The organism is Nocardia sp. NPDC050175 (assembly GCF_044459885.1).
In the GTDB taxonomy this organism is placed as follows: domain Bacteria; phylum Actinomycetota; class Actinomycetes; order Mycobacteriales; family Mycobacteriaceae; genus Nocardia.
The window spans coordinates 482819-494265 of the sequence record NZ_JBITJI010000007.1; the positions used below are offsets into that span (position 1 = coordinate 482819).

The 11447-nt window shown below is 67.8% G+C and carries 11 protein-coding genes; 7 read left to right on the plus strand and 4 right to left on the minus strand.

Features of this window, described 5'->3' with window-relative positions:
- Nucleotides 1-28: 28 nt before the first annotated feature.
- Genes ACIBK2_RS26240 through ACIBK2_RS26255 form a run of 4 tightly spaced genes read left to right on the plus strand, consistent with a single transcriptional unit; the run spans nt 29 to nt 3784 of the window.
- Nucleotides 29-1315: a class I SAM-dependent methyltransferase gene (locus ACIBK2_RS26240; protein ID WP_396970700.1), complete on the plus strand. Its 1287-nt coding sequence runs from the start codon at nt 29-31 to the stop codon at nt 1313-1315.
- The gene (locus tag ACIBK2_RS26245; protein ID WP_396970701.1) at nt 1312-2088 is read left to right on the plus strand and encodes a glucose-1-phosphate cytidylyltransferase; all 777 of its coding nucleotides are present in this window, start codon (nt 1312-1314) and stop codon (nt 2086-2088) included. The genes ACIBK2_RS26240 and ACIBK2_RS26245 overlap by 4 nt, the downstream gene beginning before the upstream one ends.
- Nucleotides 2085-2735 carry a PIG-L deacetylase family protein gene (locus ACIBK2_RS26250; protein WP_396970703.1) on the plus strand — a complete coding sequence of 217 codons (651 nt, stop codon included), beginning with the start codon at nt 2085-2087 and terminating at the stop codon, nt 2733-2735. The genes ACIBK2_RS26245 and ACIBK2_RS26250 overlap by 4 nt, the downstream gene beginning before the upstream one ends.
- 2 nt (nt 2736-2737) lie before the next feature.
- Complete coding sequence (locus tag ACIBK2_RS26255) at nt 2738-3784, plus strand: NAD-dependent epimerase/dehydratase family protein (RefSeq protein WP_396970705.1); 1047 nt, start codon at nt 2738-2740, stop codon at nt 3782-3784.
- A gap of 13 nt (nt 3785-3797) precedes the next feature.
- Here the strand turns inward: ACIBK2_RS26255 and rfbC are convergent, their stop codons facing one another.
- Nucleotides 3798-4349 (minus strand): dTDP-4-dehydrorhamnose 3,5-epimerase, encoded by a 552-nt coding sequence (rfbC, locus tag ACIBK2_RS26260; RefSeq protein WP_396970834.1) that lies wholly within the window; start codon nt 4347-4349, stop codon nt 3798-3800.
- A gap of 130 nt (nt 4350-4479) precedes the next feature.
- Between rfbC and ACIBK2_RS26265 the strand changes: the two genes are divergently transcribed.
- On the plus strand, nt 4480-5517 hold the full coding sequence (locus tag ACIBK2_RS26265) for a transferase (RefSeq protein WP_396970836.1): 1038 nt from the start codon (nt 4480-4482) through the stop codon (nt 5515-5517).
- 235 nt (nt 5518-5752) lie between these two features.
- Nucleotides 5753-6352 carry an MspA family porin gene (locus ACIBK2_RS26270; protein ID WP_396970707.1) on the plus strand — a complete coding sequence of 200 codons (600 nt, stop codon included), beginning with the start codon at nt 5753-5755 and terminating at the stop codon, nt 6350-6352.
- Between the two features lie 55 nt (nt 6353-6407).
- On the opposite strand, the gene ACIBK2_RS26275 is transcribed toward ACIBK2_RS26270, so the two are convergent.
- From ACIBK2_RS26275 to ACIBK2_RS26285, 3 genes are all read right to left on the minus strand, one after another.
- Nucleotides 6408-7247: a glycosyltransferase family 2 protein gene (locus ACIBK2_RS26275; RefSeq protein WP_379291459.1), complete on the minus strand. Its 840-nt coding sequence runs from the start codon at nt 7245-7247 to the stop codon at nt 6408-6410.
- A 3-nt stretch (nt 7248-7250) separates the two neighbouring features.
- On the minus strand, nt 7251-8630 hold the full coding sequence (locus ACIBK2_RS26280) for a polysaccharide pyruvyl transferase family protein (RefSeq protein WP_396970710.1): 1380 nt from the start codon (nt 8628-8630) through the stop codon (nt 7251-7253).
- 126 nt (nt 8631-8756) lie between these two features.
- A complete protein-coding gene (locus ACIBK2_RS26285; RefSeq protein ID WP_396970712.1) occupies nt 8757-9449 on the minus strand; it encodes a TetR/AcrR family transcriptional regulator in 693 nt (230 codons plus the stop codon).
- Nucleotides 9450-9543: 94 nt separating this feature from the next.
- Between ACIBK2_RS26285 and ACIBK2_RS26290 the strand changes: the two genes are divergently transcribed.
- Nucleotides 9544-11349, plus strand: a complete 1806-nt coding sequence (locus ACIBK2_RS26290) for an FAD-dependent oxidoreductase (protein WP_396970713.1) — start codon at nt 9544-9546, stop codon at nt 11347-11349.
- Nucleotides 11350-11447: the final 98 nt, after the last annotated feature.

Here is an 11447-nt window from a genome sequence, read left to right on the forward strand (position 1 = left end):
TACGACTCTAGGCAGAAGGTGGGCTGCGTTGCTGTGTCGACTGTGTGATTCCGAACGATTGACGAGTGTGCTCGATTTGGGGGCAACACCACCGTGCGAGAAGTTCCTCGCGCCAGACGAACTCGATCTTCCGGAATCAACGTACCCGCTGCACCTGCGGCTGTGTGCGGACTGTCTGCTGTTGCAGATTCCAGCGTTGATCACTCCAGAGGAGACGTTCACCGAGTACGCGTACTTCTCGTCCTACTCCGACAGCTGGGTCCGGCACGCGGAAACCTTTGTCGCACAAGCGATCGAGCGGCTCAGCCTCGACGCGGACTCGTTCGTCGTAGAGGTGGCGAGCAACGACGGTTACCTGCTCCGGCACGCCGTGGCAGCGGGTATCCCCTGCCTCGGTGTCGAACCGTCGGTGAACGTCGGAAACGCCGCCAGGGAGGCGGGCGTGCCTACCGAGACCGCCTTCCTCGACGAGGAATCCGCGGCGAAGATCCGCGCGACGCACCGACCAGCCGACCTGGTGGTGGCCAACAACGTCTACGCCCACGTGCCCGACCTACGCGGCTTCACCAGGTCGCTGCGCACGCTGATGGCCGACGACGGCTGGCTGTCCATCGAGGTGCATCACGCGCTGAACCTGATGCGGCTGGGCCAGTTCGACACCATCTACCACGAACACTTCCAGTATTACACCGTGCACTCCGCGCAGCGTGCGCTCGCGACGGCGAATCTGTCCGTCGTCGACGTGGAACTGCTGGACACACACGGTGGTTCGATCCGGCTGTGGGCCAGGCCGGCCGAAGTGGGCGCGGTCCCCAGTAGCCGAGTCGCCGAAGTGCTTCGGCTGGAACAGGATGCGGGCCTGCATCAGGTCGAGGGCTACCGCCAGCTACGGACGCGCACCGAGGCGGTCCGCCACGACCTGCTCCGGTTCCTGCTCGACCAGCGCGCCGCGGGCAAGCGCGTCGTCGGCTACGGCGCACCGGGCAAGGGCAACACCCTGCTCAACTACTGCGGCATCCGGACCGACCTGCTCGAGTACACCGTCGACCGAAACCCGTACAAGCACGGACGATTCACCCCGGGCACCCGGATCCCGATCTACTCGCCCGACCGGATCGACCTGGATCGACCCGACGTCGTGCTGGTGCTGCCGTGGAATCTCGAGGCCGAGATCACCGAGCAGCTCCGCCACATCGCCTCGTGGGGCGGCCAACTGGTCTACCCACTGCCTGCACTGCACAGTGCCGATCTCACCAGTCACAACGACGTGAACAGCGCTCCAGATAAAGAAATGACAGGGAGGGGAGCACGATGAAGGTTGTGCTGTTCTGCGGCGGATATGGCATGCGGATGCGTGATGGCACCGATGACATGATCCCGAAACCCATGCAACTGGTCGGTCCACGACCGCTCCTGTGGCACGTCATGCGCTACTACGCGCACTACGGCCACAAGGAATTCGTCCTGTGCCTCGGCTACGGCGGCCTGCACATCAAGAACTTCTTCCTGACCTACCAGGAGTCGGTGTCCAACGACTTCGTCATCCGCGACGGCCGGGTCGAGATGCTGCGCTCCGACATCAGCGACTGGAAGATCACCTTCGTCGACACCGGCCTGGAATCCCCCATCGGCGAGCGGCTGCGCCGGGTCCGCGAGCACGTCGCGGGCGACGAGCCGTTCCTGGCCAACTACGCCGACGTGCTCACCGACGCACCGCTGGACGAAATGATCGACAAGTTCACCGAATCCGGCGCGGCGGCCTCGATGATGGTGGTGCCGCCGCAGTCCTCGTTCCACTGCGTCGACATGAAACCGACCGGTGAGGTCAAGGAGATCATGCCGGTGTCCCGAATGCCGCTGTGGGAGAACGGCGGCTACTTCGTGCTCAACCAGGAGATCTTCGACCTGCTGCCGCCCGGCGGCGACCTGGTCGCCGACGCGTGCGGCACGCTGGCCGGGCAGGGCAGGCTGTTCGGTTACCAGCACCTCGGCTTCTGGAAGCCCGCCGACACCTTCAAGGAGCGGGCCGAACTCGACGCCGGCTACCAGTCCGGCAAACGCCCCTGGATGGTCTGGGAAAACGCGTGATCCGGCTGAACGTCGGGGCGGTCGCCGAGATCGCCGTGCTCGGTGCGCATTGCGACGACATCGCCATCGGGATGGGGGCCACGCTGCTGACCCTGGCCCGCGCGCACCCGGGTCTGCGGGTGCGCGCCCTGGTGCTGTCCGGCGGCGGCACGGCCCGGGCAGACGAGGAAAGCCTTGCGCTGGACGCGTTCTGCCCCGGCGCCGAAGTCGACCTCACCGTGCTCGACCTGCCCGACGGCCGAGCGCCCGCGCACTGGGACCGAATCAAGCACGAACTCAACATCTTTCGGGCCCGCGTCGATCCCGATCTCGTCTTCGCGCCACAGCGCGGCGACGCGCATCAGGATCACCGGCTGCTCGCCGAGCTGGTGCCGACCGAGTTCCGCGATCATCTCGTACTCGGTTACGAAATCCTCAAGTGGGAGAGCGACACTCCCGCCGCCAGCGTGTACCACCGGCTCACCGCCGAACTCGCCGAGGAGAAGTCGCGACTACTGCTGAAGCACTATCCGTCCCAAGCCCACCGGGACTGGTTCGACGAGCAGGCCTTCACCGCCCTCACCCGGCTGCGGGGCGTGCAGAGCCACAGCCCGCACGCCGAGGCGTTCCTGCTCGACAAGGCTGTCATCGACTTCGGAGGTTCCTAGCCATGCGGGTTCTGCTCACCGGTCACCAGGGGTACCTCGGCACCGTCATGGCGCCGATCCTGCGCGCCAATGCGCACGAGGTGGTCGGTCTCGACGCAGGCTTCTTCGCCGACTGTGTGCTCGGCGACCTGCCCGGCGATCCGCCCGGGTTGACCATGGATCTGCGCGACGTGACCGTCGAGGAGCTGCGCGGCTTCGATGCGGTCATCCATCTCGCCGCGCTGTCCAACGATCCGCTCGGCGCGCTGGCGCCCGAGATCACCTACGCCATCAATCATCACGCGTCGGTGCGGCTGGCTCGACTCGCCAAAGAGGCGGGCGTGCGGCGGTTCCTGTACGCCTCCACCTGCTCGGTCTACGGTGCCGCGGGCGCGGATCTGGTCACCGAGGACGCGCCGCTGCGTCCGATCACCCCGTACGCGGAGAGCAAGGTGCGGGTGGAGGACGACGTCGCCGTGCTGGCCGACTCCGGCTTCTCCCCCGTATTCCTGCGCAACGCAACGGCTTTCGGCTTCTCGCCACGGTTACGGGCCGACATCGTGCTCAACAATCTGGTCGGGTACGCCGCGCTGACCGGCGAGGTGAAGGTGCTCTCCGACGGCACGCCGTGGCGGCCGCTGGTGCACGCCCGCGATATCGCGTGGGCGTTCGCCAACTGCCTCACCGCGCCGCCCGCGGCAATTCACTGCCGCGCCTTCAATATCGGCACCGAGGCCAACAACCTGACCGTCGCCGACATCGCCCGCGCGGTGGTGGAGGCGGTGCCCGGCTCCCGGCTGAACATCACCGGCGAGAGCGGCGCCGACCCGCGCTCCTATCGGGTCGACTTCTCGGCGGCCCGCTCCGCCATCGGGTTTCGCGCGCTGTGGACCGTGCAGGCCGGGGCGGACGAGCTGTTCCAGGAGTACACCGCGCGCGGCCTCACCTACGACGACTTCTTCCAGAAGTTCACCCGGTTGCCGCACCTGGAGCGGCTGCGCGACTCCGGAGTGCTCGATGAGTCGATGCGCCGGGTACAGCCCGGAACCGCCCGTGTTCCGGCTACCTAGGCACTGGCCGCCGTCACAACGCCGCGAGCAGCTGCTGCCAGCTGCCCGCGGCGGCGTCACGTGCGGACACCAGCGTGACCGGCAGCGGCCAGTCGATAGCGAGGTCGGGGTCGTGGTACGCCACGCCGATGTCCTCGGTGGGGTCGTGCGGGCGGTCGATGCGGTAGCAGACGTCGGCGATGTCGCTGAGCGCCTGGAAGCCGTGCAGGAATCCAGGCGGCACGTAGAGGTGCCGGAACGTCTCGTCGTCGAGCAGGAACGCCTGCTGCCGACCGAACGTCGGCGAGTCACGCCGCAGGTCGACCAGCACGTCGTGCACCGCGCCGTGCGCGCAGCGGACCAGCTTGGCCTCACCGCGCCCGGATCGCCCGTGCATGCCGCGGATAACCCCACCGGCGGAACGGGATTGGGAATCCTGCTGGAATGTGGCCGAGGCACCCGGGGTGCCGAGGTAGGTGTCGAACTCCGCCGCGTCGAACGTTCTGGTGAACAGGCCGCGGTCGTCGCGGAACGGTTCGGGTACCAGTACGAGGACGTCGGCGAGCTCGGTCTGCTCGATGCGCACCACGCCATGGTGCCACGGGTGGCCGTCGCGTCGGCTCGCAACGAAGGGGCGCACCGTGGATCCCGTCGCTAGCGCGCGTCGCTGCCGAGGTTGCGGGAGCATCGATCTCAGCCCGGTACTCGATCTCGGCATGGTCCCCGCCGCCGACTACTTTCCGCCAGCCACCTCCCCGGTCGGCCTCGCCGAGACGGCCCATCCGCTGCGAATGGACCGGTGCACGCCCTGCGGCCTCGCGCAGCTGGCCGAGGACGACACCCGCGCCGAGGAGCCGCGCGGCATCGAACCGGCGGCGCTGCGCGATCAAGCCGCCGACGCGGTCGCCAGGGTCGCGAAAGCCGGTCTGCTGCAGGGCAAGACGGTGCGCGAGTTCGGCAGCCCGCACGGCGGCACCTGGGTGCCGCTGCTGACCGAGCGCGGGTTCGCCGCCACCGACGGTATCGGCGATGTGGTGCTCGATTGCTTCGGTCTCATGCACGAGCCGGATCAGCGCGCGGCCGTCGCCGAGCGGGCCGCGGCGACCGCGCCGGACGGTCTGCTGTTGATCCAGTTCCATTCGCTGGCAACCATCGTCACGGGCGGTCAGTGGAACGCGTTGCGGCACGGCCACTTCGCCTACTACTCGCTGTCCGCGCTACGCCGGTTGCTGGCCGCCGCGGGCATGAGCATCACCACCGCGTGGCAGTTCGACCTGTACGGCGGCACCGTGCTCGTCGCCGCGCGGCACGGCACGCATCCGCTCGATGACGCGGCACGCGAGATCCTTTCGCGGGAAACCGAATACACCGAGTACGCTGCCGTCCGCAGCCTGCAGCAGGCAGCGGACGGGCATGCCGAGGTGTTGCGCCGCTGGCTGACCAGGCATGCGGCACAGGGTGATCGGGTCTTCGCGTACGGCGCCGCATCCCGCGCGGTGGCGCTGTTCAGTCTGGCGGGCGTCGATCGCGGGCTGATCGCCGCCGTCGCCGACGCCTCGCCGGCCAAGCAGGGTCGCCGGATGCCGGGCACCGATGTGCCCATCATCGCGCCCGCCGAACTCGTCGCGGCCCGACCGGATCTCGTGCTGCTGACGCTGCCCGATCTGCTGCCGGAGGTCCGCGCCCGCTATCCGGAACTCGACGGTTGCTGGATTGTCGACGACCCGGCCGACTCGACCGTCAAGGGAGGATGACCTTGCCGCGCATACGCTGTCCCCCAGCGCATTTGTTGCCCGTTTGCTCTATGCGCTTGATCTGACATGATTTCGTTGACCGAACACCTGCTAGCCCCAGATGATCGATGAGGTTCTTCGCTCCCGCGCGGCCGGGGAGCGGGCGTCGAGCGAACTACCCCGCTCGGCCAGGTGTGTGTGCAGAGGGGACAACCTGATGAGGGAAAATACGCAGCAATGCGGCCGAAGTGTCCGTATGTTCGCGATCGCCACGGTGGTGGCGTCGGGACTGGTCTTCGGAACCGGCACCGCGGGAGCGGTCGTCGACAGTAGTAGCTCGATCGTCGATCAGCAGGAACGATCGATCGAGGCGATCCAGTCCGACACGAGGATCGATTTCGTGCCGCCGCTGGACGGAAATCCGTTCACCCGGGAGTGGTTTCACACCGGCGAGGCCGCTTACAAGGTCACCGGTCCGAGCGCCGGTGACTGGCGCGGGCACATCACCGTCGGCTATCAGGTCGGCTATCCGGCGACGCTGACCGGGCGGCTGAAGTTCGGCTACTCGACCCCGGATCTCGGGCTCGATCTCGGCGGCGACAGCGGCGCGCTGCTCAAGCTGAACGGGCTGATCCCGCGGGCAGGCATCGAGTTGGAGGTGGGCCTCGGCCCTGGCATCCAGACGGTCGAATTCGCGGGTGGCGACGTTTCCGGCGCCGCGGGCCTCATCCGGATCGGCGGTTACCACGCCACGGTCACTGGCGTGATCGGGCAGACCACGATACGGCCGTTCGTCAAGGTGGTCACGGCCAACGGCGACACCGTGTACACCTACGGGCGGCTCTGGTCCATCTGAAGACCGTCCAACGCATCGAAGCCGCCCTGATGGGGCGGCTTCGATGTTTGCGCGGTCAGACCAGTAGATCCGGCCGGTTCCGTACGGTCGCCACGGTGCGAACTCGCAAGCGGTACAACGCCGCCCGCGCCAGCCGGGTATCGCCGGCCAGCACGTCGCCGCGGCTCACCAGGTGCGGGTAGTCGCCCGCGATCCGGTGATGGAACCGGTACATGTCGGTCAGCTTGCTCACCGTCGAGGTGCGGCTGCACAGGTTGAACGACGAATTGCGCCATGCGGCCAGGATTTCCGACATGCCGAAGAACACTCCGAAGGACGAGACCCTGGCGAACAGGTCCACGTCCATCGGGAACACCAGGTCGCCGCGCAGCCCGCCGACCAGATCGAAGTGCTTGCGGTAGAACATCGCCGCCGCGGTCGGCCCGAAATCGGCGGGACCGCGCCGCACGATGACCCTGGCCAGCGCCCGCGGGCTCTGCCTGCCGAGCAGTCCGGCCAGACCGAGCCCGCTCTCCAGCAGCGCGCCGTCCTCGTCGATCACCTCGAACCGGCTCGACGAGATGGCGATCGACGGGTCGCCGACCATCACCGCGAGCTGGGTGGCCAGCGCGTCCGGCCGCAGCACATCGTCGGCGCAGACGACCTTGATCAGGTCGCCGGTCGACGCGGCGATCACCTTGTTCCAGTTGTCCCCGATCGGCAGCACGGTGTCGTTGCGCAGCACCCGGATTCGCGGATCGTCGATCGCGCGCGCGATGGCGCCCGTCTCGTCGGTGCTCGCGTTGTCGAGCACCACGAGTTCGAAGTCCACGTCCTGGTCCAGCACCGAGCGCAGCGTCGTGGCCAGTGTGCGCCCCGAGTTGTAGGCGGGAACGCAAACCGACAGTCGTGTCATGACCTATCCCCCTAGCTGATGGGCCGGTCGCACCGGTCCGCTTTCCACCAGGCGGAAGACCCGTTCGAGCCCGGCCCGGCTGGCTTCGATCTGTTCGATGGCCTTCTGTTGCAACGCTTCTCGCACCACCGGCGCCTCAGCCCACGACTCGCGCACGGCCTCGGTGAGCGTCTTGTCCAGTGCCGGGTCGTTGAGGTGCACGATCCGTAGTCCGGTGCCGAACATCTGCAGCAATCCGTGGAACTTGTCGTCGTAGTACTCCGAGGCGGTGATGCCGACCGCCGGAATCCCTTGGGAGAGTGCAAACACCGCGAGATGGTAGGCGCTGGTGACCAGCACCCGGCAGCCCGCGACCTGACGGGCGACATCGTGTGGCGTGCCACCCCGTCCTACCGCGGGCCGAGCGTTTGGCGCGCCCGCCAGCAGCGGCAGTGTGGAAAGCCGATCCTCGGAGGCATATTCGGAGATGATCAACGGCACCACACCGGCGTCGAGCTGCTCCGCGCTGGCACGGACCACCCGGCCCAGCGTCGCCTGCGCGGACGCACTGACGCGCGAGTAGTCCGCCACCCGTAGGCACAGCCCGATGTCCGAGCCGATCTTGGCCTGGCGCAGGCGATAACCGAATTCGACGGCGTCGTCACCGGTGACCAGCACCCGCTCGGGCGCGACGCCGAACCGCGACAGCAGTTCCGGGCCGCGCCGCCCTTCGCGCAGCGCCAGGAAGTCCACGTCCGGCAGCACCTCGGCGGCGCGGCGCATCAGGGCCGGGTCGCGCAGCGGGCCGAGGCCCTGGCCGACCAGTGCCGTCGGGATGCCGCGCGAGCGCGCGTGCTCGAGCAGGTTCAGCGTGCGGTGCGCCTGGTAGCGGTCGACGTCGGTCATGTACCCGCCGCCGAGCGCGAGCACCAGCGACGCCTGTTCGACGGCGGCCGGGATCTCGACCGGGAATTCGGTCTCCTCCGGCGTCGCGACATGTTCGGTGATGCCGGGACCGGCCGACCGTCGCCGCGCCGCGGAGCGCAGTGCCCGCAGCCGGTCTTTCGGTCCGTCGGTGGCCGCCCGCCAGCGCAGCGCGGCCGGACCCACCAATCTTGTTCCGGCAGAACGGCTTAACCGTCCGGACCAGCCGTCGCGGCCCCAGCTCCAGTCGGGTCCGCAGAGCGGCTCCGCCTCGGGCAGCAGCGCCTGCAGAATGCCGGGTTGGTGCGTGAGCACCCCGATCCTGGCGCGCGGCCAGCGTGCCCGCAGCCGTTCGACCGTCACGGCCATCATCGCGATATCGCCGCGGTTACGCAGCCAATACTCGCCGTTTTCGACGAGCACCCTGATATCGCCCTCTGCGACATCGGCGCGCTCGGCCTCGGAACCTACGGTCCCCACTGTCCATACCCTCCCGCCAGTCCCCCCGCGGGTCGGTCCGTGCCGAGCACGAACTCGATCTGAAATCTACCCCACGCTATGCATCGCGGCTACCGCGCGGAGAGTTACCCGACAGCTCCGAGCAACTTACTCCGTTGCGCGCGAAGATACTTCGTGCCGACCGGATTGTTTGGTTATCCGCCCGGTGTACAAGGCACCGAGCGATGCACCGGCGAATGCCGTGCAATAGTCCACGAGTTCGGCCATCGGGACATCCAACCGCCCGCCCTGTTTCTCGACCAGAACGCGCTCGAGCATGCCGACGACCGACAGCGCGTAGATGTCGACTAGTTCGGTCGGCGGGCGTGTCTCGGGCCGCGCGTCGGTGGCGGTCGCGGCGACCAGCCGGGCGAAACGCCACAGCGCCTCCCGCATGCGGTGTTCCGCGCCGGCCCCGGTGGGTTCGACGAACACGATCCGCAGGGTGCGCGGATCCTCGCCCAGCGCCATGAGAAACGTGCCGATGCCCGCGCGCAGCTTGCGGGTTCCCTCGGCCTGCTCGGCGTCCACGGCAACGGCCACCTCCGCGAACAGCTCGTCGATGACCTTGTCGAACACGGCGGCGAACAATTCTTTGGTGCCGCCGAACGATTCGTAGAAGTACCGATCGGTCAGTCCGGCCGCGCGGCACAGGTCCTTGACCCCGGTCACCGCGTAGCCCCGCGTCCCGAACAGCTCCAGGCCGGCGTCCAGCAGCTTGCTCCGCCGCGCCGCGACCCGATCCGCCGCGCCGACCCCGCCGTAGGGCCGCACCGGACGTCGCTTGGCATCACCGGTCATCGCTGGTCCTCATCTCCGCATTGTCTCCCATCGCGAGCGGCCGTCTGCTAAATATGACTATCAGGATAGTCAGAAATGTGAACGGGGTCGTGCAGTGACAGCTCAATATCGGGACAGCGCGGTCAGCAGGCGATCGGTGCTGCGTGGCACGGCGGGTTTGGCCGGTGCCGCCGCGTTGGCAGCGACCGCGGGTCCGGCGGCGGCACAGGTAGCACGCAGGCGAAACGGCCCTCCCCGCAACACGGTTGCGGTGCTCGGCGCGGGCATCGGCGGACTCACCGCGGCACATGAGCTAGCCGAGCGTGGCTTCGAGGTGACCGTGTTCGACCGCAAGGAGCTGGGCGGCAAGTCGCGCACCATCCCGCTGCCCGGAACCGGCAGCGACGGGCGGGCACCGCTACCCGGCGAGCACGGCGCGCGCGGCTTCACCTCGTTCTATCACCACGTGCACGACACCATGCGCCGCATCCCGCTACCGGGCTCTCGGAATACAGTGCACGACAACCTGATTCCGTTCTCGGTCAACGACCCACGCTATCCGCGCGCCAACAATCTGCCGGACGGCTTCCCTCTCATGTTCGGTTTCTACTTCGATCCACGCGAGGCGCTCACGCCCGAAGGGTTGCAGCGCATCCTGATCGAGGGATTCGTCAAGAACAACCTCATCCCGCTGCCCGAGGCGATCCACATGGCCGGGCGGGTCGTCACCTATCTGACCTCCAGCGAGGATCGCCGCTTCGGCCAGTGGGAGCACGTCAGCTGGTGGGACTTCGTCGGTGCCGCGACCCGGTCGCCGCAGTTCCAGGCCCTCGCCGCAACGGGTTTGACGCGTGCGCTGGTCGCCGCGAAGGAGTACGTCGCCAGCACCAGGACCATGGGCAACATGATGGAGGGCTTCTTCCTCGCCCTGCTGCAGGAGCTCACCGGCGGACCCAAGGTCTACGAGGTGCTCAACGGCCCGACCAACGAGGCGTGGCTGGACCCGTGGCTCACCATGCTGCGGGACATGGGCGTTCAGTTCCAGCCCGGCCACGCGCTCGACGGCTTCGAGGTGGCGGGCGATCAGATCGGCGGCGCGCGAATCCGCAAGCCCGACGGCTCGATTCAGTCGTACCAAGCCGACTGGTACGTCTGTGCGGTGCCGACGGATCGCGCGCGGGGCCTCTGGTCGCCCGAAATCCGCAGTCTCGACCCAGGACTCGCGCGGATGGACGAACTCACCGTCGACTGGATGAGCGGCATGCAGATGTTCGTCACCGAAAAGCTGGAACTCGGCGCGGGTTACAACATCTATCTCGACGCGCCGTGGCGGCTGACCTCCTACTCGCAGCGCGCGTTCTGGGACGTCGACTACGCCGCGAAGTACGGCGACGGCACCATCAACGACGGCCTCACCATCGACATCTCCGACTGGGACACCCCGGGCATCCTGTTCGGCAAGACCGCCAAACACTGCACCCGCGAGGAGATCTACCAGGAGACCTGGGCGCAGCTGGCCGCCGCGCTCAACGACGATGGCAAGATTCAGCTGAAAGACGGCATCGTCAAGGACTGGCTGCTCGACCCAGGCATCAGCTGGCAAAACGGCCAGAACCAGAGTGATGAACCGTTGCTGATCAACACGATCGGCTCCTGGGCGGCCCGGCCCACCGCGCACACCAACATCCCCAATCTGTTCCTCGCCGCCGACTACGTGCAGACCAACTTCGACCTGGCGACCATGGAGGGCGCCAACGAGGCGGGCCGCACCGCGGTCAACGCGCTGCTCGACGCCGCGGGCTCCCCCGCCGCGCGGGTCCAGCTGTTCACCCGCGAGTCGATTCCCGCGTTCGAGCCACTGCGCCAAATGGACGCCGCGCGCTTCCGGGCGGGGCAGCCGAATCTGTTCGATCTGGGGTGACCCATCGGTAGCTCGCCGACTGCCCGACCAGAAGTGCCCCTGTCCCCTAGACTTTTGCGGGAGAGGCGAGTTCACCGATAGCGGCTCGTCCGCCATCT

Bases quoted from the DNA above. Each gene is read 5' to 3' on its own strand.
- ACIBK2_RS26245 (WP_396970701.1), top strand. From the start codon at position 1,312: ATGAAGGTTGTGCTGTTCTGCGGCGGATATGGCATGCGGATGCGTGAT.
- ACIBK2_RS26255 (WP_396970705.1), top strand. From the start codon at position 2,738: ATGCGGGTTCTGCTCACCGGTCACCAGGGGTACCTCGGCACCGTCATG.
- ACIBK2_RS26265 (WP_396970836.1), top strand. From the start codon at position 4,480: ATGGTCCCCGCCGCCGACTACTTTCCGCCAGCCACCTCCCCGGTCGGC.
- ACIBK2_RS26270 (WP_396970707.1), top strand. From the start codon at position 5,753: ATGTTCGCGATCGCCACGGTGGTGGCGTCGGGACTGGTCTTCGGAACC.
- ACIBK2_RS26275 (WP_379291459.1), bottom strand. From the start codon at position 7,247: ATGACACGACTGTCGGTTTGCGTTCCCGCCTACAACTCGGGGCGCACA.
- ACIBK2_RS26285 (WP_396970712.1), bottom strand. From the start codon at position 9,449: ATGACCGGTGATGCCAAGCGACGTCCGGTGCGGCCCTACGGCGGGGTC.